The organism is Marisediminicola sp. LYQ134 (assembly GCF_046599635.1).
Classification (GTDB): domain Bacteria; phylum Actinomycetota; class Actinomycetes; order Actinomycetales; family Microbacteriaceae; genus Marisediminicola.
In genome coordinates this window covers 751,418-773,381 of the sequence record NZ_JBKIWP010000001.1, presented here as the reverse complement: position 1 = coordinate 773,381, position 21,964 = coordinate 751,418, and the positions used below count along the sequence as shown (strand labels likewise).

At 67.8% G+C, this 21,964-nt stretch carries 20 protein-coding genes; 9 read left to right on the top strand and 11 right to left on the bottom strand.

Annotation, left to right across the window (positions count from 1 at the left end):
* The first annotated feature begins 52 nt into the window (after positions 1-52).
* Positions 53-904: an EI24 domain-containing protein gene (locus ACLHIH_RS03775; protein WP_411315370.1), complete on the top strand. Its 852-nt coding sequence runs from the start codon at positions 53-55 to the stop codon at positions 902-904.
* On the opposite strand, the gene ACLHIH_RS03770 is transcribed toward ACLHIH_RS03775, so the two are convergent.
* The 4 genes from ACLHIH_RS03770 to zapE all read right to left on the bottom strand — a co-directional run bounded on the left by ACLHIH_RS03770 (position 856) and on the right by zapE (position 5,253).
* Positions 856-1,575 carry a YqjF family protein gene (locus ACLHIH_RS03770; RefSeq protein WP_411315369.1) on the bottom strand — a complete coding sequence of 240 codons (720 nt, stop codon included), beginning with the start codon at positions 1,573-1,575 and terminating at the stop codon, positions 856-858. The two genes, ACLHIH_RS03775 and ACLHIH_RS03770, sit on opposite strands and share 49 nt — an antisense overlap.
* A 20-nt stretch (positions 1,576-1,595) precedes the next feature.
* Positions 1,596-2,678 carry a hypothetical protein gene (locus ACLHIH_RS03765; protein WP_411315368.1) on the bottom strand — a complete coding sequence of 361 codons (1,083 nt, stop codon included), beginning with the start codon at positions 2,676-2,678 and terminating at the stop codon, positions 1,596-1,598.
* A 94-nt stretch (positions 2,679-2,772) separates the two neighbouring features.
* Positions 2,773-4,041, bottom strand: a complete 1,269-nt coding sequence (locus ACLHIH_RS03760) for an ammonium transporter (protein ID WP_411315367.1) — start codon at positions 4,039-4,041, stop codon at positions 2,773-2,775.
* 180 nt (positions 4,042-4,221) lie between these two features.
* Positions 4,222-5,253, bottom strand: a complete 1,032-nt coding sequence (gene zapE, locus ACLHIH_RS03755) for a cell division protein ZapE (RefSeq protein WP_411315366.1) — start codon at positions 5,251-5,253, stop codon at positions 4,222-4,224.
* Between the two features lie 145 nt (positions 5,254-5,398).
* Between zapE and ACLHIH_RS03750 the strand changes: the two genes are divergently transcribed.
* Genes ACLHIH_RS03750 through ACLHIH_RS03740 form a run of 3 tightly spaced genes read left to right on the top strand, consistent with a single transcriptional unit; the run spans position 5,399 to position 7,566 of the window.
* A complete protein-coding gene (locus ACLHIH_RS03750) occupies positions 5,399-6,298 on the top strand; it encodes a sulfurtransferase (RefSeq protein ID WP_411315365.1) in 900 nt (299 codons plus the stop codon).
* A gap of 30 nt (positions 6,299-6,328) precedes the next feature.
* Positions 6,329-6,793 (top strand): SufE family protein, encoded by a 465-nt coding sequence (locus ACLHIH_RS03745; RefSeq protein ID WP_411315364.1) that lies wholly within the window; start codon positions 6,329-6,331, stop codon positions 6,791-6,793.
* On the top strand, positions 6,790-7,566 hold the full coding sequence (locus ACLHIH_RS03740) for a dihydrofolate reductase family protein (protein WP_411315363.1): 777 nt from the start codon (positions 6,790-6,792) through the stop codon (positions 7,564-7,566). Before ACLHIH_RS03745 ends, ACLHIH_RS03740 begins: the two co-directional genes overlap by 4 nt.
* On the opposite strand, the gene ACLHIH_RS03735 is transcribed toward ACLHIH_RS03740, so the two are convergent.
* Positions 7,563-8,804 (bottom strand): alpha/beta hydrolase, encoded by a 1,242-nt coding sequence (locus tag ACLHIH_RS03735; RefSeq protein WP_411315362.1) that lies wholly within the window; start codon positions 8,802-8,804, stop codon positions 7,563-7,565. The genes ACLHIH_RS03740 and ACLHIH_RS03735 overlap by 4 nt on opposite strands.
* 22 nt (positions 8,805-8,826) lie before the next feature.
* Here ACLHIH_RS03735 and ACLHIH_RS03730 point away from each other — a divergent pair, with 22 nt between their 5' ends.
* From ACLHIH_RS03730 to ACLHIH_RS03715, 4 genes are all read left to right on the top strand, one after another.
* Positions 8,827-9,423 carry a DUF3000 domain-containing protein gene (locus ACLHIH_RS03730; protein ID WP_411315361.1) on the top strand — a complete coding sequence of 199 codons (597 nt, stop codon included), beginning with the start codon at positions 8,827-8,829 and terminating at the stop codon, positions 9,421-9,423.
* A 7-nt stretch (positions 9,424-9,430) separates the two neighbouring features.
* Entirely contained in the window at positions 9,431-10,741 is a 1,311-nt protein-coding gene (locus tag ACLHIH_RS03725; RefSeq protein WP_411315360.1) for an HRDC domain-containing protein, read from the top strand.
* 74 nt (positions 10,742-10,815) lie between these two features.
* The gene (locus ACLHIH_RS03720) at positions 10,816-12,027 is read left to right on the top strand and encodes a thiolase family protein (RefSeq protein ID WP_411315359.1); all 1,212 of its coding nucleotides are present in this window, start codon (positions 10,816-10,818) and stop codon (positions 12,025-12,027) included.
* On the top strand, positions 12,027-14,147 hold the full coding sequence (locus tag ACLHIH_RS03715; RefSeq protein ID WP_411316304.1) for a 3-hydroxyacyl-CoA dehydrogenase NAD-binding domain-containing protein: 2,121 nt from the start codon (positions 12,027-12,029) through the stop codon (positions 14,145-14,147). Before ACLHIH_RS03720 ends, ACLHIH_RS03715 begins: the two co-directional genes overlap by 1 nt.
* Before the next feature lie 68 nt (positions 14,148-14,215).
* On the opposite strand, the gene dxs is transcribed toward ACLHIH_RS03715, so the two are convergent.
* The 5 genes from dxs to dut form a co-directional block, all read right to left on the bottom strand.
* Complete coding sequence (gene dxs, locus ACLHIH_RS03710) at positions 14,216-16,210, bottom strand: 1-deoxy-D-xylulose-5-phosphate synthase (protein WP_411315358.1); 1,995 nt, start codon at positions 16,208-16,210, stop codon at positions 14,216-14,218.
* Positions 16,211-16,232: 22 nt separating this feature from the next.
* Positions 16,233-19,061 (bottom strand): aconitate hydratase AcnA, encoded by a 2,829-nt coding sequence (gene acnA, locus ACLHIH_RS03705; RefSeq protein WP_411315357.1) that lies wholly within the window; start codon positions 19,059-19,061, stop codon positions 16,233-16,235.
* 145 nt (positions 19,062-19,206) lie between these two features.
* Positions 19,207-19,974, bottom strand: a complete 768-nt coding sequence (locus ACLHIH_RS03700; RefSeq protein ID WP_411315356.1) for a DUF3159 domain-containing protein — start codon at positions 19,972-19,974, stop codon at positions 19,207-19,209.
* A complete protein-coding gene (locus ACLHIH_RS03695) occupies positions 19,971-20,621 on the bottom strand; it encodes a DUF3710 domain-containing protein (RefSeq protein WP_411315355.1) in 651 nt (216 codons plus the stop codon). Before ACLHIH_RS03695 ends, ACLHIH_RS03700 begins: the two co-directional genes overlap by 4 nt.
* Entirely contained in the window at positions 20,618-21,073 is a 456-nt protein-coding gene (gene dut, locus ACLHIH_RS03690) for a dUTP diphosphatase (RefSeq protein ID WP_411316303.1), read from the bottom strand. The genes ACLHIH_RS03695 and dut overlap by 4 nt, the downstream gene beginning before the upstream one ends.
* Before the next feature lie 63 nt (positions 21,074-21,136).
* Here dut and ACLHIH_RS03685 point away from each other — a divergent pair, with 63 nt between their 5' ends.
* A complete protein-coding gene (locus ACLHIH_RS03685) occupies positions 21,137-21,586 on the top strand; it encodes a DUF3093 domain-containing protein (RefSeq protein WP_411315354.1) in 450 nt (149 codons plus the stop codon).
* A 56-nt stretch (positions 21,587-21,642) separates the two neighbouring features.
* Here ACLHIH_RS03685 and ACLHIH_RS03680 read toward each other — a convergent pair whose 3' ends face one another.
* A complete protein-coding gene (locus ACLHIH_RS03680) occupies positions 21,643-21,936 on the bottom strand; it encodes a DUF4193 domain-containing protein (protein WP_411315353.1) in 294 nt (97 codons plus the stop codon).
* Between the last annotated feature and the right edge of the window lie 28 nt (positions 21,937-21,964).

Sequence of the window (21,964 nt, the reverse complement as noted above, 5' to 3'; positions counted from 1 at the left end):
GAGCCTCGTCAAGGCGGTCGCCGCGGGCGCTCCCGACCACTACGCTGAGCGCATGGATCGTCCGGTCGAGGCTCGCCCGGGCGTGGCTCAGGAGTTCTTCGCCGGGGTGCGGATGCTCGGTCGGGGCCTCGCGATGTGGTCCACGGCCCCTCGCCTGATGATCATGGGCGCTCTCCCCGCCCTCGTCGTCGCCGTGGTCTTCGTCGTCCTCTTCGTCGTGCTCGCGGTCAACGTGACGGCGATCGCCGAGTGGCTCACGCCGTTCGCGCGCGGGTGGGGTGAGGCCCTCGAGTTCGCCGCCGTGACGCTCGTGTCGGTCGGCATCGTCGTCATCGCGGGCCTCGCGCTCGTCTACACGTTCACGGCCCTCACCCTCCTCGTGGGTGACGTCTTCTACGAGAAGATCTGGGCGTCGGTCGAGACGCGTCTGGGTGGCGGCCCTGCGGCGGAGACGCCCGGATACTGGCGGTCACTGTGGCGGTCGACATCCGATTCTCTCCGCATTCTGCTCGTGACCGTCGGTGCGAGCCTCGCGGTCGTGCTCACGGGGCTCGTGCCCGTCGTCGGCGGACTTCTCGTTCCCGTGCTCTCGGCGATCGTCGGCGGCTGGTTCCTCGCCGTCGAACTGACGGCGCGCGCCTTCGACTCGCGCGGGTTCACGCTCACGGAGCGACGCCGGATGCTGCGTTCCCGCCGGGCTTTCGCGCTGGGATTCGGCGTGGCGACCTACCTGATGTTCCTCATCCCCCTCGGCGCGGTCGCGGCGATGCCCGCTGCGGTCGTGGGCGGAACCCTCGTGGCGCGCGACACCCTCGACCGGTCGGGTGCGTCACCTCGTCGGCAGCTCGCCTCCGGTCACACCGCCGCGGGCGCACCGAAGAGCGTGCGCACCCCGGGCGAATAGAGCACCGAGTCCGGCTCGCGGCGTCCGACCGAGCGGATGCCGGCCGCGGCGAGGAGCGACTCGTCGAGGTCGACCAGGTCGGCGTCGAAGAGCGCCCACGTGTCGTGCTCGTTGGGCATGATGAGCGTGCGCCCGCGCCTCTCGACGAAGAGAGTCCACCGAGCGGTGAGGAACTCCGCGAGCTCGCCCACCGCGGGTGTCGTCGACGTCGTCGCCCGCACACGGGACATCGCCCCCGACCCGTCGAGTCGGTGGGAGCGATACGCGAGGTCGCTCCCCCGACGCACCGAAGCGGCTCGCGCCCACTGATATGGCAGCGAGAAGGCGGCTCGAGCCGTGAGCACGGCCGCGAGTCGCGAGGCTTCGAGCGACGAGAAGACGACACCGCGGCGACCGTGCCGGTCGACCCCGTACAGGCGCACGTTCACCTCGGTGAAGGTGCCGAAGTATCCGACGGGCACGCGCCCGAAAACGCGCGTCTGTTCCATTTCGAACGGGATCAGACCGACCCACGACGACCCGTCGAACTCGTCCGGCACGATTCCGGGCGGAAGGAGCGGAGCGACCTCCGAGGCATCCACTCGCCAGTGCACGAACACGAGATCGCGCCAGAACTGCGAGAGCACGACCGCTCCGGTGAGGCCGGGAGCGCGGGGAGTGATGGGGTCCACGTCGTCACTGTACGACGCCGTCACTGAGTGTCGACGCGCGCGCGCCGACCTCCGCGAGTCGCGATCGACCACAGCACGAGGGAGACGACGAACGAGAGCCCGATCGCCGAGCCCGCACTCGCGAGCTGGCTCAGGATCGTCTCGGGCTGCCCCGTCACGACGAGTCCCGACCTGATGGCGAAGACGCCGACGAGCACGGCGCCGATGGTGCCGCCGACGAGCAGCTGGATCGTGGGCAACCACGAGGCTTGACCGTTCGTCCTCGCGAGGTGGTATCCGAGGAGCGAACACACCGCGCCCGCCGTCGCGCCCGTGACGATCGCGCCCGTGGAGTCGATGTAGCCGCCCGCGGGGGCGATGGCGACGAGGCCGCAGTAGAGCCCACCGAGCGCGGCGGTGAGGGTCGTCTCGGCTCGACGGATCCGCTGCACGACGAGCCAGGCGACCGCGGCGGCGACGGGAGCGAGAAGGCCGTTCAGGAGGATGCGGGGCGACGCCGTCGTGATCGCGAGTTCGAGCCCGAGCATCCACACGAGCCACAGCGCCCACAGGACGGCGAAAAGGAGAACGATCCGCACGCGCGACCGCCGGTCGACCCCGGGTGGGAAGGCCCGGTCGGTGTCTCGCGTGACGAGGAGGAATGCCGCCCCGCTCGCCCCCGCAGCCACGAGCCCGGGGAGCGCTCCCGCGAGATCGAGAGGCACGTATCCCGTCGCGAAAAACCCTGACACGGTCGTGAACGCGACGAGGGTGATGGGCGAGTAGACGAGCAGCGACCACGCCGCGACGACGCCGTACGTGCGGTGTGGCGAGAGGCCGACGATGTGCGCGGGCGTCGACACGAGCACGGCGGCGAGCCCGCTCACCGCCGCGAGTGGAAGCACCAGGGCGCCGTCGAGCGCCCTGCCGGCACCAGCCCACGCGAGCAGGAACGCCGTCCAGCCGATGGCCGTCGCGATCGCGGCTCTCCCGATCGACGCCGCGGAGGCACGACCCCACCAGAAGTCGACGAGCAGAGCGACGACGACACCGAGGAGGGTCGTCGCCGCGGTCGACGCGGTGGTGAGAGCTGTCAGGTCGATCGGAGGGCCTTTCCGCAGCACATCGTAGTGAGGAGACGAGAACGGGGGTGCCGTCGTGATGACGGCACCCCCGGGGTGCTACCGGGCCTCACCTCACGGTGACGGGCTCAGTGGCTCATCGCTGAGGAGTCAGCACGTAGCCTTCCTCGCCGTGGACGACCGTGTCGATTCCGGCGATCTCGTCTTCGTCGGTGACCCGGAATCCCATCGTCTTCTGGATGATCCATCCGATCGCGTACGACAGGATGAACGAGTAGGCCATGACCGCGAACGCCGCGAGAGCCTGACGTCCGAGCTGCGACGCGTCGCCACCCGTGAAGAGTCCGACGTCGGTAGCGAAGAACCCGATGTAGAGGGTTCCGATGAGGCCACCCACGAGGTGGATGCCGACGACGTCGAGCGAGTCGTCGAAGCCGAGCTTGAACTTCAGGTCGATCGCGAGGGCGCACACGACACCGGCGATGACGCCGAGGAGGATCGACCATCCCGGGGTGAGCGATGCACACGCGGGAGTGATCGCGACGAGACCCGCGACGGCTCCGGATGCGGCTCCGACCGAGGTGGGCTTGCCGTCCTTGATCTTCTCGACGACGAGCCATCCGAGGATGGCGGCGGCGGGAGCGGCGATCGTGTTGAGGAAGGCGATGGCGGCGATGCCGTCGGCGGCGAGCTCCGAGCCGGCGTTGAACCCGAACCAGCCGAACCAGAGAAGACCGGCTCCGAGCAGAACGAACGGCGGGTTGTGGGGCACGTGCGCGCCCTTCGCGAAGCCGACGCGCTTGCCGAGAACGAGGGCCAGGGCCAGAGCCGCGGCACCCGCGTTGATGTGCACCGCTGTCCCACCCGCGAAGTCGATGGCACCGACCGTGTAGGCGATCCATCCACCGTCGACGACCGATCCGTCATCGCCGAGCGTGAAGTTGAAGACCCAGCTCGCAACGGGGAAGTAGACGACCGTCGCCCAGACACCGGCGAAGACCATCCACGCTCCGAACTTGGCGCGGTCGGCGATGGCTCCCGAGATGAGGGCGACCGTGAGGATCGCGAAGGTCGCCTGGAAGGCGGCGAACGCGATGAGCGGGAACCCGCCCTGCGGGTCGGCGGCCTCGGCGTAGACACCGGCGAGACCGATCTCCGCTGTGTCGATGCCGATGATCCCGTCGATTCCGACGAAGTTGCCCACGCCGTCGTTCGAGAACGCGATCGCGTAGCCGTAGAGAACCCAGAGGACACCGATGAGGCCGAGGGCCCCGAAGCTCATCATCATCATGCTGATGACACTCTTCGCTTTGACGAGTCCGCCGTAGAAGAAGGCGAGACCCGGGGTCATCAGTAGAACGAGTGCTGCGGCGATCAATAGGAAGGCGGTATTGCCTTGATCCATCGTGAACCTCTCTCAGTGTGCGGGAACCGTTCCGCGACACGAGTGCTGGGTCGCGACGAACGGGGCGGGTACGACGCCAGTTTCGCGGCGGGAGGTTTCGCCCGGGGCGTCGGAGTGTTTCGGGCGCGTTACGCGCCCTCGGTGCGCGTTAACATCGTGTTTCGCGCCCCCACGAGTCGACTACGAATCGCGCTCTCTCGAGGTGAGCGAGATGAGCCGCGACATCGCGCGCAAGTACTTCTTGCGGTAGCCCCCCGCGAGCATGTCGTCGGCGAAGACGGCGTCGAGCGGAAGCCCGGTCTGCACGACGCGGACGCCCGCGTCGTAGAGACGGTCGACGAACGCGACGAGCCGGAGGGCGTCGGTCTGGCTCGAGAGCACGCGCACGTCGCGCAGGCCGACGCACTGCACGCCGTCGACGAGAGTGACGTAGCGCGAGGGATGCACGCTCGAGAGGTGCTCGACGACGTCGCCGAAGTCGTCGACCGTCTTCTCCCCCGGCTCGGCGGCCATGATCGCGTCGAACCCGCTGTCGTCGACGACGGTCGCGTGACCCTCGACGGTGCGCCGGCGGTAGTCGAGCCCGTCGATGCGGATGGTCGTGAATCGCGCGGCGAGCGCGTCGATCTCGCGCAGGAAGTCCGCCGCGGCGAACCGTCCCTCGCCGAGAGCGTTGGGTGGGGTGTTGGATGTCGCGGCGATGCGCGTGCCCGAGGCCACGAGTTCCGAGAGCAGTCGTGACATGAGGCGCGTGTCACCCGGGTCGTCGAGCTCGAACTCGTCGATGCACAGGAGGGTGGCGCCTTTGAGGAGCTCGATGGTCGCGGCGTATCCGAGCGCTCCGACGAGAGCCGTGTATTCGATGAACGTGCCGAAGTACTTGCGGCCCGCGGCCGCGTGCCACAGGGCGGCGAGGAGATGGGTCTTGCCGACACCGAACCCGCCGTCGAGGTAGATGCCCGGGAGCGCGACATCCGTCTTCTTGCGAGAGAAGAGGCGCGTGACCGCGGGCCGCGTCGCTCGAGCGCTGAACTCGCCGACGGCGTCGACGGCCTCCTGTTGGGAGGGGTAGTCGGGGTCGGGGCGATACGACTGCACCGATGCTGTCGCGAACTGGCGCGGCGGCACGAGGTGAGCGACGATCTGCTCGCCGCTCAGAGTGGGCGCCCGATCGACGAGTCTCGACGCGGCACGCACGGGGTCAGCGGACAATTGGAGGCCTTACTGTGTGTCGGCGTTTTACGCGTGTCACGTGTCGCCCATGTCGAGTCGGTAGATTCGTATGCGAACCACAAGCCAGCTTATCTGCGGCGTTCGTCACGAACGGGCGCCGGAATGAGCCTTTCAGGAGGTATCCATGGCCGTCGAGGTCGACCCATCCACCGAATTCGCCGCATACGCCCACCCCGAACGGCTCGTGTCCACCGAGTGGCTCGCCGCGAACCTCGGGACCGAGGGCCTCGTCGTCGTCGAGTCCGACGAAGACGTCTTGCTCTACGAGACGGGACACATCCCGGGCGCCGTGAAGATCGACTGGCACACCGACCTCAACGACCCCGTCCAGCGCGACTACATCGACGGACCCGCGTTCGCGGCCCTCCTCGGCTCGCGCGGCATCTCCCGCGACACCACGATCGTCGTCTACGGAGACAAGAACAACTGGTGGGCGGCCTACGCGCTGTGGGTCTTCACCCTCTTCGGCCACGAGGATGTGCGCTTGCTCGACGGCGGCCGTGCGAAGTGGGAGGCGGAAGGCCGTGAATACACGACCGAGCGTTCCGAGGTCACGCCGGTCGAGTACCCCGTCGTGACCCGCGACGATTCCGCGGTGCGCGCCTTCAAAGAAGACGTGCTCGAGCACTTCGGCCAGCCCCTCATCGACGTGCGCTCCCCCGAGGAGTTCAGCGGCGAGCGCACGACCGCACCGGCCTACCCCGACGAGGGAGCCCTCCGCGCCGGCCACATCCCGACCGCCAAGAACGTGCCGTGGGGCAAAGCAGCGGCCGAAGACGGCACCTTCAAGCGCGTTCCCGAACTCGACGCGCTCTACCGCGAGGGCGCGGGACTCTCGGCGGGAGACGACGTCATCGCCTACTGCCGCATCGGAGAGCGTTCGGCACACACGTGGTTCGTGCTCACCCACCTGCTCGGCTTCGAGAACGTGAAGAACTATGACGGCTCGTGGACCGAGTGGGGCAGCGCCGTGCGCGTTCCGATCGTGCAGGGTTCCGAGCCCGGAGTCGTTCCCGTTCGGTGACCGATCGCGTGAGCGGGGGATAATCGGTCGGTGACCGATCTCCTCTCTGCCGATTCCCGCGCCGACCTCCCCCGGGCTCTCGCCGACATCCGCGACGACTTCCTGGCGCTCGAGAAGCAGGACCGCCTGGTTCTGCTTCTCGAGTTCGCCAACGAATTGCCCGAGCTCCCCGCGCAGTTCGTCGACCACCCCGATCTCCTCGAGCGCGTCGAGGAGTGTCAAGCGCCAGTGTTCATCTTCGTCGAGGTCGCCGACGACGGCATCGTGCATCTCCACGCGACGGCCCCGAAAGAGGCGCCGACCACCCGCGGCTTCGCGTCGATCCTCGTGCAAGGGCTCGCGGGGCTCACGGCCGCCGAAGTGGTCGCGGTCGACGACGATTTTCCGCAGACCATCGGATTGACCGAAGCGGTGAGCCCCCTGCGTCTGCGAGGGATGTCGGCCCTCCTCGCGCGAGCGAAGCGTCAGATCCGCGCCAAGACCGCCGCGTCGTGAAGCTCACGCGCGTCGTTCCCGAGCCGTCGTCGTCGATCGACGTCGGCACGCCGGAGGCGCGCGAATCACTCGCCGAGTGGTACCCGAGGCTGAGCGGGTCGGCGGGGTCCACCGCGCGCGCCCTCGTGAGGGTCAATCTCGTCGCGAGTATCGACGGCGACGCCTCGGCGGGTGGTGCGACCTCCGACTCGCTCAGCAGCAGAGTGGATCGCGCGATCGTCGGTGCCATTCGGCGCGCGGCCGACGTCGTCGTGACCGGGGCGGCGACGGTGAGGGCCGAGGGGCTCATCCTCCCTCGGAGCGGGCACCTCGCAGTCGTGACGAGGGGAACGGATGTCGCCTCGCTCCCCCGACCCGAGAGTCTCACCGACGGCGCGAGACTCCTCGTTCTGTGCGCAGCCGACACCGCCGCGCGGGTCGAGGCCCACTACTCCGCGTCGGGCGTGACGGTCGAGGCGCTCTCGTCGTCGAGCGCGGACTCCCCCGACGTCGACGACATCGTGCGCATCCTCGCGGAGCGCGGAGCACGCGACATCGTGTGCGAGGGCGGGCCGTCTCTCGCCGGAGCGTTCGTCGAGGCGTCACACGTCGACGAACTCTGCCTCACGACGAGCCCCGTGCTCGCGGCACGCGCGCTTCCGCTCTTCGGGAGGGCTCTCGAGGGTCGCGGGCCCGGCGACCGATCACACGACGACGAGCGCCTCGACCTCCGGCAGATGCTCGTCGACGAGGCCGGGTTCGTCTACGCGCGATGGGGGTTCCGCGACCGCTAGGCCGGCAGGATCCGGTCGACCCACTCGCCGATCTCCCGGTCGAATCGATCGGGATCGAAATTCCAGAGCTTGGCGTGCCGGGCATCCGTCCACCGGTGGAAGTCCACGATGTCGGGTCGAGCCCGAGCGAGGGCCTCGGACGCCTCGATCGGCACGAACCCGTCGTCGTCGCTGTGCATGAGCAGAATCGGAACGGTGATTTCGCTGGCCCGCTCGACGAAATCGAGTGACGCGAAGTCGACGGCCGTGCTCTGGCCCGCGATCGCCGCGAGCGACGGTGTCGACAGGAGCGCGACGCTCGCTCGACGGATCGCGGGAGGGATGCGCATGCCCTGCGCCTGGAAGTCGAGGGTCGGTGCCCACGCGACGACGGGCGACTCGAGCACGATGCCGCGGATGAGCGGGGCGTGCGGAGAATTGCGCGCCGCCTGGAGCGAGATCGCACCGCCCATCGACCACCCGACGAGCACGACGTCGCGCGCGCCGTGGTCGCGAGCGAACCCCAGGGCGGCGTCGACGTCGTTCCACTCTGTCGCGCCGAGACCGTAGCGGCCGTCGGGACTCGGCGGAGCGTCGCCGTCGTTGCGCCACGACACGACGAGGCACGTGAAGCCGCGACCGTGCAGCACGGGCACGGCGCGGAGGGCTTCGGCCCGCGAGACTCCTCGACCGTGCACGAGGATCGCCCAGCGGCCGCGGCCGATGGGGGCAGTGTCGCCGACGGGGTCGACCGCGGCGGTGTCGACCGCAGGGTCGGACGCGGCCGGGATGAGCCACGCGGGCGCCGCGCCGAGCTCCGTCTCGACCTCGACGGATCGCCAGGGCAGATCGATGTCGTCGGGGGTCACGTGATACCAGCCGCTGAAACGCCCTCCGGCCGCGCGCTCGGGCTGCCCGAGGTCGATGCCGTCGAGGTGGCGAGTCACGGTGGTGGGGGTCGAGGAGACGATCTCCCCGAGCTTGAGGTGGCCCGTGTCGCGGTCGGTCCACAGCCCGTAGCGTCCGGGCAGGGAGGTGTCGGCCGTTCGGCTCAGGGTGATCGTGGCGCCGTCGAGGTCGACGGCGAGAATGCGCGTGTCGTCGGACCGCTTGCGGGGAGGGGTCACGACCACGCGTGCCACGAGAGTCGTCATGGTCGCCGCGGCGATCGCGGCGCCCCCGGCCACGGCGACGAGCGCGGGCAACGCGCGGTACAGCAGCCATGCCCGCCCGACGGCGTGCCTCCCTGATTCACTCACGCGTGAACTTTAGTCTTCTCGTGTGTCAGAGCCCACCGCAGGATCATCCAGTCCGTTGGCCTTCGATGCCGCTCTCGAGAGCATTCGCGCGGCCCGGTTGCGTCCGGAACTCGCGGTCAACGACATCCCCTCGCCCTCCGGTCTCGCTCCCTACTCGATCGCTCTCGCCGCGGATGTCACGCCCGCGCGCCACGACGCCGACTCCGACGAGGGCACCGGGCGGTTCATCCTGCTCTTCGATCCGAGCGCACCGGATGCGTGGGGCGGGGAGTTCAGGGTCGTGTGTTTCGCCCAGGCTCCGCTCGAGACCGACATCGGCGTCGACCCGTTCATCGCCGACGTCGCGTGGTCCTGGCTCTCCGACGCCCTCGATGCCGGAGGTGCCCGACACCACTCGCTCTCGGGCACGGCGACCAAGATCCTCTCGACGGGATACGGCGAGCTCGCGAGCCAGGGCGACGGCGCGCAACTCGAACTCCGCGCCTCGTGGACCCCGTCGACCGCGGACATCGGCGCTCATGTGGAAGGCTGGGGTGAACTGCTGTGCATGCTGGCGGGGCTTCCGCCGATGATCGAAGGAGTCACCGTGCTGTCTGCCCGCCGAGCATCTCGTGGGTGAACGGGCTATGAGCGACTCCTCGACCGGCAGCAAACCGACCATCGACCCGGCGTCTCTCGACCCGCAGACGATCGACGCTCTCTCGGAGGTCGCGCCCGTCACGGCCGCCGTCGTCGCCGAGAGAGCGCCGCTCACGGTCATCTCCTCTCGCACCGACTACCTCGAGGCCGTCGAGTCGCTCGCCCGAGGCCACGGTCCCCTCGCCGTCGATGCGGAGCGTGCGTCGGGCTTCCGGTACTCGCAGCGCGCTTATCTCATCCAGGTGTTCCGTCGCGGTGCCGGGATCTTCCTGTTCGATCCACCGGCCATCGGCCGCTTCGACGAACTCAACGAGGCCATCAGGCACGAGGAGTGGGTTCTGCACGCCGCGAGCCAAGACCTCGCGTGCCTCCGTGAGGTCGGCCTCGATCCGACGAAGATCTTCGACACCGAGCTCGGAGCCCGGCTCGCATCGCTTCCGCGAGTCGGTCTCGGAACGGTCGTCGAAGAACTCCTCGGTGTCTACCTCGCCAAGGAGCACTCGGCCGCCGACTGGTCGACCCGCCCGCTGCCGCAATCGTGGCTCGTCTACGCCGCCCTCGACGTCGAACTGCTCGTCGATCTGCGAGACGCGATGGCCGCCCTGCTCGCATCGCAACGCAAGTCGGGCATCGCCGAGCAGGAGTTCCAGGCCGTGCTCGATCGCGAGGCGAAGCCGGCGAAGACGGATGCCTGGCGCCGCATGTCGGGGCTCAGCGTCATCCGTTCGCCTCGCAACCTCGCTGTCGCGCGAGAGCTGTGGACGGCGAGGGACGAGTACGCCCGCGAGATCGACAGCGCTCCGGGACGACTCATCCCCGATTCGTCGCTCGTCGCCGCCGCGCGCATCCTGCCCTCGTCGAAGCGCGAGCTCGCGTCCATCCGCGAGTTCAGCGGCCGTGCGAGCCGCAGTGAGATCCAGCGCTGGTGGGACGCCATCGAGCGCGGCACCCAGACGGATGACCTGCCCGCCCAGCGCGGACCGGTCGAGTCGGTGCCGCCCGCGCGCGTGTGGGCCGACCGCAATCCTCCCGCCGACCGGAGGCTCAAGCTCGCGAAGGCCGCGATCGCGGCGGTGTCGGAACTCCTGTCGATCCCCCTCGAGAACCTGCTCATGCCCGAGACGCTGCGCCGACTCGCGTGGTCACCGCCGGAATCACTCACCCTCGACGCCATCCGCTCGGCTCTCGAGGATCTCGACGCCCGGCCGTGGCAGATTGACGCTACCGCACAGGTAATCCTCGATGCCTTTGTCGACCTCGACCAAACACCCGTCGAGGCCGACGGCGGAGCTTCGTAGGAACAGTCAAAGGATTGAGGGGCCCCGTGGTGCCTCTCTAGGCTCGCAGCATCCGACCCAAACTTGGAGGCATTGTGGCCGAAAGACCTGAAGTTGTATTCGTCGACGGGGTGCGGACCCCGTTCGGTCGAGCGGGTGAGAAGGGCATGTTCTGGCAGACGCGCGCCGACGATCTCGTCGTCAAAGCGATCATCGGACTGCTCGAACGAAACCCGAGCCTGCCGAAAGACCGCATCGACGAGGTCGCGATCGCGGCGACGACTCAGACCGGTGACCAGGGTCTGACCCTCGGGCGCACCGCGGCTCTCCTCGCCGGACTCCCCCGGTCCGTGCCCGGCTACGCCATCGACCGCATGTGCGCGGGCGCGATGACGGCCGTCGCTGCAACCGCGGGCGGGATCGCGTTCGGTGCTTACGACATCGCCATCGCGGGTGGTGTCGAGCACATGGGTCGCCACCCGATGGGGTTCGGTGCCGACCCGAACCCGCGGTTCATGGCGGAGAAGCTCGTGAGCGCCGATGCCCTCAACATGGGCAACACGGCCGAGCGCATCCACGATCGGTTTCCGCACCTGACCAAGGAGCGGGCCGACAGGTTCGCCCTCGGGAGCCAGCAGAAGACGGCTCAGGCCTACCGCGACGGCAACATCCAGCCCGACCTCATCCCCGTCGTGACGCGGAGCGGTGACGGCTGGGGACTCGCGACGCGAGACGAGGCTCCGCGACCCGAGACGACTCTCGAGGGGCTCGCCGGGCTGCGCACTCCGTTCCGGCCGCACGGTCGGGTGACGGCAGGAAACTCTTCCGGGCTCAACGACGGGGCGACGGCGAGCCTCCTCGCGAGTGCCGACACCGCGAAGGAGCTCGGTCTGACGACCAAGATGCGGCTCGTGAGTTTCGCGTTCGCGGGCGTCGAACCCGAGATCATGGGCATCGGTCCCGTTCCCTCGACCGAGAAGGCGCTGCGGAAAGCGGGCCTCTCGATCGACGACATCGGTCTCTTCGAACTCAACGAGGCGTTCGCCATCCAGGTGCTCTCGCTCCTCGACCACTTCGGCATCGACGACGACGACCCGAGAGTCAACATGTGGGGTGGCGCCATCGCCGTCGGACACCCGCTCGCCTCGTCGGGGGTGCGGCTCATGGTCCAGCTCGCCCGACAGTTCGAGCAACACCCCGAGGTGCGTTACGGCCTCACAGCGATGTGCGTCGGTCTCGGCCAGGGCGGCTCGATGATCTGGGAGAACCCGCACTTCACCGGCAAGTCGAAGAAGAAGGGCAAGTGATGTCGACACCGTACGCCGCGCTCACCGCGATGTCCGACGACGAAGTGGTCACCCACTCCTACGTCAAGGATGTCTCGCTCCCGAGCGGCAAGACCCTCGCGCTCATCACCCTCGACAACGACAGGGACCACACGCGGCCCAACACCCTCGGGCCCGTCACTCTTCTCGAACTCGGCGGCGTCCTCGACGAGCAGAGGGCGAGGGCCTCGCGCGGGGAGATCGCCGGGCTCGCGATCACGGGCAAGCCGTTCATCCTCGCCGCGGGCGCCGACCTCAGCAAGGTCGGCGACATCCCGAGTCGCGACGTCGCGCGCCAGCTCGCTCAGCTCGGCCACGAGGTGCTCGGCAAGCTGCACGACTTCGGGGTGCCGACGTTCGTCTTCATCAACGGGCTCGCCCTCGGCGGCGGCCTCGAGATCGCGCTCAACGCGGACTATCGCTCGATCGACCGCAGCGTTCCCGCCGTAGCGCTTCCCGAGGTGTTCCTCGGGATCATCCCCGGCTGGGGAGGGGCGTGGTTGCTCCCGAACCTCATCGGCATCGAGAACGCCCTCAAGGTCGTCATCGAGAACCCGCTCAAGAACAACCGCACCCTCAAGGGGGCGGACGCTCTCGAGCTCGGTATCGCCGACGTGCTCTTCGAGTCGGCCAACTTCCTCGAAGACTCGCTGTCGTGGGCCGATCGCGTGATCGGCGGCGCCTCGGTGCCTCGCCCGAACGCCCCCGGGCGCATCGAGCGCGCGGTCAAGTGGGACGTCGCCATCGGAATCGCCCGAAAATCTCTCGAGAGCCGCATCGGAACGGTCGCGAAGTCGCCCTACAAGGCGCTCGAGCTCCTCAAGGCTGCGAAGAACACCGACCGGGCCACGGGGTTCGCGGCAGAAGACGAGGCTCTCGCCGAGCTCATCTCCGGTGACCAGTTCCAGGCGAGCATCTACGCGTTCAACCTCGTGCAGAAGCGCGCCAAGAAACCCGCGGGAGCCCCGGACCCGTCGCTCGCGAAACCGGTCACGAAGGTCGGCGTCGTGGGTGCCGGGCTCATGGCGAGCCAGTTCGCGCTCCTGTTCGTCCGGCGTCTCAAGGTCCCCGTCGTCATCACCGACCTCGACCAGGCGCGCGTCGACAAGGGCATCGACTACATCCACGGCGAGATCGACACGCTGCTCGGCAAACGACGCATCAACGCGGACGAAGCCAACCGACTCAAGGGGCTCGTCACGGGAACCACCGACAAGGCCGACTTCGCCGACGCGGACTGGGTCATCGAAGCCGTCTTCGAAGAGCTCGGGGTCAAGCAGGACGTGTTCGCGGAGATCGAGAAGCACGTGTCGGAGACGGCGGTGCTCGCCACCAACACGTCGTCGCTCTCGGTCGAGAAGATCGGCGCGAGGCTCGCACACCCCGAGAGGCTCGTGGGGTTCCACTTCTTCAACCCTGTCGCCGTGATGCCGCTCGTGGAGGTCGTCAACTCCCCGTCGACAGACGAGGCGACGCTCAGCACCGCGATGGTGACCGCGGCGAAGCTCTACAAGAACGCCGTCATCACGACCGACACCCCCGGCTTCGTCGTCAACCGCATTCTCGCCAAGCTCCTCGGCGAGGCGATGCACGCGGTCGACTCCGGCACCCCGTTCGAGGTCGTCGACGCGTCGATCGCGCCGTTCGGGCTGCCGATGACGCCGTTCGAGCTCCTCGAGCTCGTGGGCCTCAAAGTCGGCGCGCACGTTCTCGACACGCACCACGCGGCGTTCCCCGAGAGGTTCTTCGAGAGCGCCAACCTCCACGCGCTCGCGGAACACGGTCGGATCTTCGATCGCGACTCGAAGGGCCAGATCAAGGGCTTCGACAAGAAGGCCGTCTCGATCACCAAGGGTGGAAGGTCGCCTCTCACGGGTGACGAGATCCTCCGTCGAGTCGAAGACGGTCTCGCCGACGAGATCAGGAGGATGCTCGACGAGAACGTCGTCGCTGCACCCGAGGACATCGACCTGTGCCTCATCCTCGGGGCGGGGTGGCCCTTCCAGATGGGCGGGGTGACGCCGTACCTCGATCGCGTGGGTGCATCGGAACGTGTCTTCAGTTCGACCTTCCACACGCCGCCGCTGCGCGGAGTGTCCTGACCGTTCCGACCATCACCACGAGAGAACGCCCTCGTCCGATCGGACGGGGGCGTTCTCTCGTTAGCGGGTCAGTCGCGACTGCTGGAGTCCTGACTCGACGGCGAGGTGCCGGCATCGAGGTCGGAACCGTCGGTGAACCCGCGCGCCTCGGCATCCGCGTCGGGCAGAGGGCGCGCGACGGGGATCTTGCTCCCGAGAACCTGGGCGATGACGTCGCGCGCGATCTTCTGCGGCGTGAGTCCCATGTCGTCCATGATCTGGGCGCGCGACGCATGATCGATGAATTCCGCGGGAAGGCCGAGCTCGGTCACCGGAGTGTCGACGCCCGCCGCTCGCAGGTCTTGCCTGATGCGCGTGCCGACCCCGCCGACCCGCACACCGTCCTCGATCGAGATCACGATGCGGTGGTCCGCCGACATCTCGACGACACTCGCCGGAACGGGCACGACCCAGCGCGGGTCGATGACGGTCGCGCCGATGCCTTGCGCCGCGAGCCTGTCGGCGACCTGCAAGCCGAGCTCGGCCATGGCGCCGACGGTGATGATGAGCACGTCGAGGTGGTCGCTCTCGCGCAAGACGTCGACGCCGTCGGGCGTGCGACGCACCGCGTCGAACTCCGTGCCGACGCTGCCCTTCGAGAATCGGACGACCGTCGGCCCGTCGGAGACGGCGACGGCTTCGCGCAGCTCCTCACGGAGTCGCGTCGCGTCGCGGGGTGCGCTCAACCGGATGCCGGGCACGACCTGGAGGATCGAGAGATCCCACATGCCGTGGTGGCTCGCTCCGTCGGGACCGGTGACCCCCGCGCGGTCGAGCACGAACGTGACCCCCGCCTTGTGCAGGGCGACATCCATGAGCACCTGGTCGAAGGCGCGGTTGATGAAGGTCGCGTAGAGGGCGACGACCGGATGCAGTCCGCCGAAGGCGAGCCCGGCGGCGGAGGTCACGGCGTGCTGTTCGGCGATGCCGACGTCGAGAACGCGGTCGGGGTACTTCTCGGCGAAAGTGTGGAGCCCCGTCGGACGCAGCATCGCCGCGGTGATGCCGACGACGGTGGGGTCGTCGTCGGCGATCGCGACGATCTCGTCGGCGAACACGGATGTCCACGACGGCTTGTCGTTCGCGCCGAGGGGTTCGCCGGTCTCGGGGTCGATCTGGCCGACGGCGTGGAACTGGTCGGCCGCGTCGAGTCGTGCGGGCTCGTAGCCGCGCCCCTTCTGGGTGATCGCGTGCACGATAACGGGCGCGCCGTAATTCTTCGCTTGCTCGAGGGCTTCGGCGAGAGCCGCGACATCGTGTCCGTGAATGGGCCCGATGTATTTGATGTCGAGGTTCGAGTAGAGCGCCTCGTTGTTCGTGAATCGCGCGAGGAATCCGTGGAGGCCACCGCGCACTCCCCGGTAAATCGCCTGCCCGGGCTTGCCGAACTGGTCGAACAGTTTTTGGCTTCCGAGATACAGATTGCGATACGACCTGCGGGTGCGCACGGTGTTGAGGAACCGGGCCATTCCCCCGATCGTCGGAGCGTAGGAGCGCCCGTTGTCGTTGACGACGATGATGAGGCGACGGAGGTTGTCGTCGCTGATGTTGTTGAGGGCCTCCCACGTCATTCCCCCGGTGAGGGCCCCGTCGCCCACGACGGCGACGACGTGACGATCGGTCTGGCCGGTCATCGAGAAGGAGCGGGAGATGCCGTCAGCCCACGAGAGCGAGCTCGACGCGTGCGAACTCTCGACGACGTCGTGCACCGACTCCGCTCGCTGCGGATAGCCGGCGAGGCCGCCGCGCTCCCGGAGGTGCCGGAAGTCCTGCCGGCCCGTGAGGAGCTTGTGCACGTACGACTGGTGACCGGTGTCGAAGATCACGGGGTCGTGGGGGGAGTCGAAGACCTTGTGGATCGCGATCGTCAGTTCGACGACGCCGAGGTTGGGTCCCAGGTGACCACCGGTCTTCGACACCGCCGAGATCAGGAAAGCCCTGATCTCGGCGGCGAGCTCGACGAGCTCCGCGGTCGAGAGCCCGTCGAGATCTCGAGGCCCCCTGATGTTCTCGAGCAATGACATGAAGACGATCTTAGATCGTGGGCTACGCCTGAACCGGCGAGACGAGTGAGCGCAGCACGTACTGGAGGATTCCACCGTTGCGGTAGTAGTCCGCTTCACCCGGAGTGTCGATGCGTACGACCGCGTCGAACTCGATGGTCTGCTTTCCGGCCGGCGAGTGCTCGCTCGGTTCGGCGACGACGCGCACCGTGCGCGGCGTGACACCCTCGTTCAGTTGCTCGATTCCCGTGATCGTCACGATCTCGGTTCCGTCGAGACCCAGGCTCGACCAGCTCTCGCCAGCCGGGAACTGCAGCGGCACGACGCCCATTCCGATGAGGTTCGAGCGGTGGATGCGTTCGAAGCTCTCGGTGATGACGGCCTTGACGCCGAGAAGGCTCGTGCCCTTGGCGGCCCAGTCGCGCGACGACCCCGAGCCGTATTCCTTACCGCCGAAGATGACGAGGGGCGTGCCCTGCTCCTGGTAGTTGGCCGACGCGTCGTAGATGAACGACTGCGGAGCGTCCGGCTTCGTGAAGTCGCGCGTGTACCCACCCTCGACACCGTCGAGAAGCTGGTTCTTGAGCCGGATGTTCGCGAAGGTGCCGCGGATCATGACCTCGTGGTTGCCGCGACGAGAGCCGTAGGAGTTGTAGTCCTTGCGGTCGACACCGTGGGCATCGAGGTAGTGCCCGGCGGGGCTGTCGGCCTTGATGTTTCCGGCGGGGCTGATGTGGTCGGTCGTGACCGAGTCACCGAGTTTCGCGAGGACGCGGGCTCCCGCGATGTCGCTCACGGGAGTCGTCTCGAGCGTCATTCCCTCGAAGTACGGGGGTTTGCGCACGTAGGTCGACTCGGAGTCCCACTCGAACGTCGGGCCGGTCGGCGTCGGAAGCGAACGCCAGCGCTCGTCGCCGTCGAAGACCCCCGCGTACTCGTGGGTGAACATCTCCGTGTCGATCGACGAGTCGATCGTCGACTGCACTTCGGCCGCGTCGGGCCAGATGTCGGCGAGGAACACGTCACGGCCGTCGGAGTCGGTGCCGAGGGCATCCTTCTCGAAGTCGAAGTTCATCGATCCCGCGAGGGCGTAGGCGATGACGAGCGGAGGGCTCGCGAGGTAGTTCATCTTGACGTCGGGGTTGATACGACCCTCGAAGTTGCGGTTTCCCGAGAGGACCGCCGTGACCGCGAGGTCGTTGTCATTGACCGCGGTGGAGATCTCGTCGAGAAGGGGACCGGAGTTGCCGATGCACGTCGTGCAGCCGTAGCCCACGGTGTAGAAACCGAGGTCTTCGAGGTAGGTCGTGAGGCCGGCCTTCTCGTAGTAGTCGGTGACGACCTTCGAGCCCGGGGCGAGCGTGGTCTTGACCCACGGCTTGGCCTTGAGGCCCTTCTGGCTCGCGTTGCGAGCGAGCAGACCCGCGGCGAGCATGACCGAGGGGTTCGAGGTGTTCGTGCACGAGGTGATCGCCGCGATCGCCACGGCTCCGTGATCGAGCGTGAAGTCGTTGCCGTTCTCGAGCGTCACCTTCGTCGGCTTCGAGGCGTGCGACGGCGCGTTGCTCGCATACGACGGAGCGTCGGCGTGGGCGCTCTCCTCGTCTTGCGGGGTCAGACCGATCGGATCGGACGCCGGGAAGGTTCCCTCGACGGCCTCGTCGACCTTCGAGTGACCGGTCGCGTAGGCGCCGAGGTCGATCTCGAACTGATCTTTCGCGCGGCTGAGCTCGACGCGGTCCTGCGGGCGCTTGGGTCCGGCGATCGAGGGGACGACGGTCGCGAGATCGAGCTCGATGTACTCGCTGTAGGTCGCCTCAACGGAGGGGTCGTGCCAGAGCGACTGCACCTTGGAGTAGGCCTCGACGAGCTCGACCTGGGCCTCGCTGCGGCCGGTGAGGCGCAAGTAGTCGAGGGTTACGTCGTCGATCGGGAACATCGCCGCGGTCGACCCGAACTCGGGGCTCATGTTGCCGATGGTCGCGCGGTTCGCGAGCGGAACCGCCGCGACGCCCTCGCCGTAGAACTCGACGAACTTGCCGACGACTCCGTGCTCGCGCAACATTTGCGTGATGGTGAGCACGACGTCGGTCGCCGTGACGCCGGTCGGGATGGCGCCCGAGAGCTTGAAACCGACGACCTTGGGGATGAGCATCGAGACGGGCTGGCCGAGCATCGCCGCTTCGGCTTCGATTCCGCCGACGCCCCAGCCGAGAACACCGAGGCCGTTGACCATCGTCGTGTGGGAGTCGGTGCCGACGCACGTGTCGGGGTAGGCCTGCAGAGCGCCGCCGACCTCGCGCGTGTAGGTCACGCGAGCGAGGTACTCGATGTTGACCTGGTGCACGATGCCGGTTCCCGGGGGCACGACCTTGAAGTCGTCGAACGCCGTCTGGCCCCAGCGGAGGAACTGGTATCGCTCGCCGTTGCGCTCGTACTCGATCTCGACGTTGCGCTCGAGAGCGTTCTCGCTGCCGAAGAGGTCGGCGATGACCGAGTGGTCGATCACGAGCTCGGCGGGCGCGAGGGGGTTGATCTTCGTCGGGTCGCCTCCCAGTTCGGAGACGGCTTCGCGCATGGTCGCGAGGTCAACGATGCACGGCACCCCCGTGAAGTCCTGCATGACGACGCGAGCGGGGGTGAACTGGATCTCGGTGTCGGGCTCGGCCGTCGGCTGCCACGCGCCCAGAGCCTCGATCTGCGATCTCGTGACGTTCGCGCCGTCCTCGGTGCGGAGGAGGTTCTCGAGCAGCACCTTGAGGCTGAACGGGAGCTTGTCGAAACCGGTAACGGTGTCGAGCCGGAAGATCTCGTAGTCGGTCTCCCCGACGGTGAGGGTGTCTTTCGAACCGAAGCTATTGACTGCAGACATGACGTCGTCTCCCTTGCTGGCGTGAGCCAATCCTGACCGCCGTGTCAGGTCGAAACCAGCAAGGCAAGCCTAAGTGTGCGCGCCCCTCGAACGGGAGGTCGGTCGCGCTATTTATCTTGATGTCGAGATAAATAGTACACGCGGCTCACTCCGCGGGCGTTACCACTCCGCGTCGGTAGACGGCCCTCACGAGCAGCCAGGTGATCCAGAGGAGCACGGCGTAGGTGGGCACACCGAGGATGAGCTTGACGGTCGCGAGCAACTCGACCTCCCCCGCGAGATACAGCGGGAGCTGGGCGCCGAGACGCACGGCGAAGAGACCGGCCCACAGCACTGTCGTGAGAGTGAGCACTCGGCGTTTCGCCCGGTCTTTGCGCCACTCGAGCCCCTCGTTCGCGAGAATCCCCACGACGAGCCCGATGAACGGATACCTCACGATGATGCTGATGAGGATCGCGGTGAGCGAGACCGCGTTGATGATGAGCCCCGGGAGGAAGTTGTCTTCGGGTCGGCCGGTGCTGAGCGCGACGACAGCCGAGATCGCCACCCCGGCGACGCCCGCGAGAGCTCCCGTCACCGGGGTCTTCGTCAGGAGTCTCGCGAGCACGAAGACGACCGCGACGACGACCGGAATCGTCACGGAGAGCACGAGCTCGCCCGTGAGCGTGTAGAGAACGAGGAAGGCGAGCGGCGGGAGAATCGTCTCGGCGAGACCGCGCACGCCGCCGACGGCGCTCAGGAGAGACGACGCCGTCGGGATCTCGCCCGGCGCCACCTGGCCGATGCCGGCGTTCCGCGCCGCGGCGCCGAACAGGGCCCCGAAAGACGGATCGGACGCCGTCGCGCCATCCGTGGTCGTGGCGGGCTGGGTCTCGTCGGCGGGGTTCGAGGCCCCCCGTTCGTGAGCGGTCACGCGTCGGGGGTGGTCGGGGCCTGCTGCCCCGACGCCGTCTTCGGCATCTGGAGCGGGATGAGGTCACGCGGGGGCATGGGGGTCGTGCCACGAACCACGACGATGCTGCGGAAGAGGTCTTCGATCTCTTCGGCGGCGCGCGGATCGGAGAGGGCTTTGCCGGCGATGACGCCGCGCAGGAACCACCGGGGACCGTCGACCCCGACGAATCGGGCGAGTCGTGTCGACCCGTCGCCTCCCGACGCGACGGCGGGGATCTCGGCGAGGAGTTCGGGGCCGAAGGCGCCGACGGTGAGCTTGGTCTTGCCGCCCTGTTTGAGGATCTGATCCGAGATCTGCTGGCGGATCTCATGCCACAGACCCGTCGACCGGGGAGCAGCGAACGGCTGCAACTGGAGCGTCGACTCCGCGATGTCGAGCGCGACCGCGACGACGCGCTTGCTGCCCTCTTCGACCTCGAGCCTCAAGTGCAGACCCTCACGGGGCAGCACCTTGATGCCGCCGAGGTCGACATACGGCCTCACGGCGTTGGCTTCGCTCTCATCGAAGGGTCCGACGATCTCCCGATCGATCGGGGCGGACTTCGACTGATCGAGTTCTGCTGGCTCGTCGCTCTCGACTGCTTCGACCTCGGTGTTGTCGCTCACGCGTTCTCTCCTGGTTCGTTGCTGCGGTATCCGGTCGATCCGAACCCGCTGTCGCCTCTCGCGCTCCCCGGAAGTATCGCGACGGGAACGAAACGAGCTCTCATGACCGGCATCACGACGAGTTGCGCGATCCGATCACCGACTGCGACAGAATACGGCACCGACTCGTCGGTGTTGAGAAGCGTCACGCGGATCTCGCCCCGGTAACCGGCATCCACCGTGCCGGGACTGTTGACGATCGTGATCCCGTGACGAGCGGCGAGTCCGCTGCGCGGCACGACGAAACCGACGAAACCGTCGGGAAGAGCGATCGCGACCCCCGTGCCGAGCGTGACGCGCCCGCCTGCCGGGATGACTGCCGCCTCGACGGAGCGGAGGTCCGCTCCCGCGTCACCCGGATGCGAATACGCCGGGGTGGTGTCGCTCGCCTCGTCACCGTCGGCCGCGAGCAGGAGGACATCGACGAATTCGGGCACGTGACGAGGGTAGTGCAGTTGGTCTGATGCAATAGGGGGATGGAACACTATCGCGAGCGCATGTGGCCGTCGCCCTGGATCTTCATCTCCCTGGGGCTCGTGGTCCCCGCGAGCCTCCTCGTCTTCCTGCCGATCAGCATCCTGACGGGTATCGTCACCGCCATCGTGCTCTACGGGGCGACGGTCGGAAGCCTCGTGGCCACGTCCCCCGTCATCACGGTGCGGGACGGCAGACTCACTGCGGGCAAAGCCACCCTCCCCCTCGAATATGTCGGCGAGGCGACGGCGTTCGAGGGCGCCGAGGCGACACTCGAACGAGGGCGCCGCCTCGATGCTCGAGCCTGGCTCGTCATCCGCGGGTGGATCAACCCCGTGGTCAAGATCGTCGTGACCGACGAAACCGATCCGACGCCCTACTGGCTCGTGTCGTCGAGGCGACCGGACGACTTGATCGCCGCACTCGGATCAGCGGGTGCGCGAACGAACTGAGTGCGTATCCGCGAGGACGACGCACTGCGGGTGCAGAGCGCTGAGGCCGAAGCGAATCAGGCCGCGCACTCCATGCAGATGGCGCCGAGCTTCTCCTGGTGGTCGAGCTGCGAGCGGTGCTTGACGAGGAAGCAGCTCACGCACGTGAACTCGTCCGCCTGGGGCGGGAGAACGACGACGTCGAGGTCGAGGTCGGAGAGGTCCGCGCCGGGCAACTCGAAACCGCCGGGGTTGTCGGAGTCGTCGACATCCACGACTCCCGACATCTTGTCCGGAACGCGCTCCTTCAGGGCCTCGATCGACTCGGAGTCGTCGTCGGTCTTGCGGGGGGCGTCGTAGTCGGTTGCCATGCCATTTCCAGTCTGTTGAGCCGTGTCC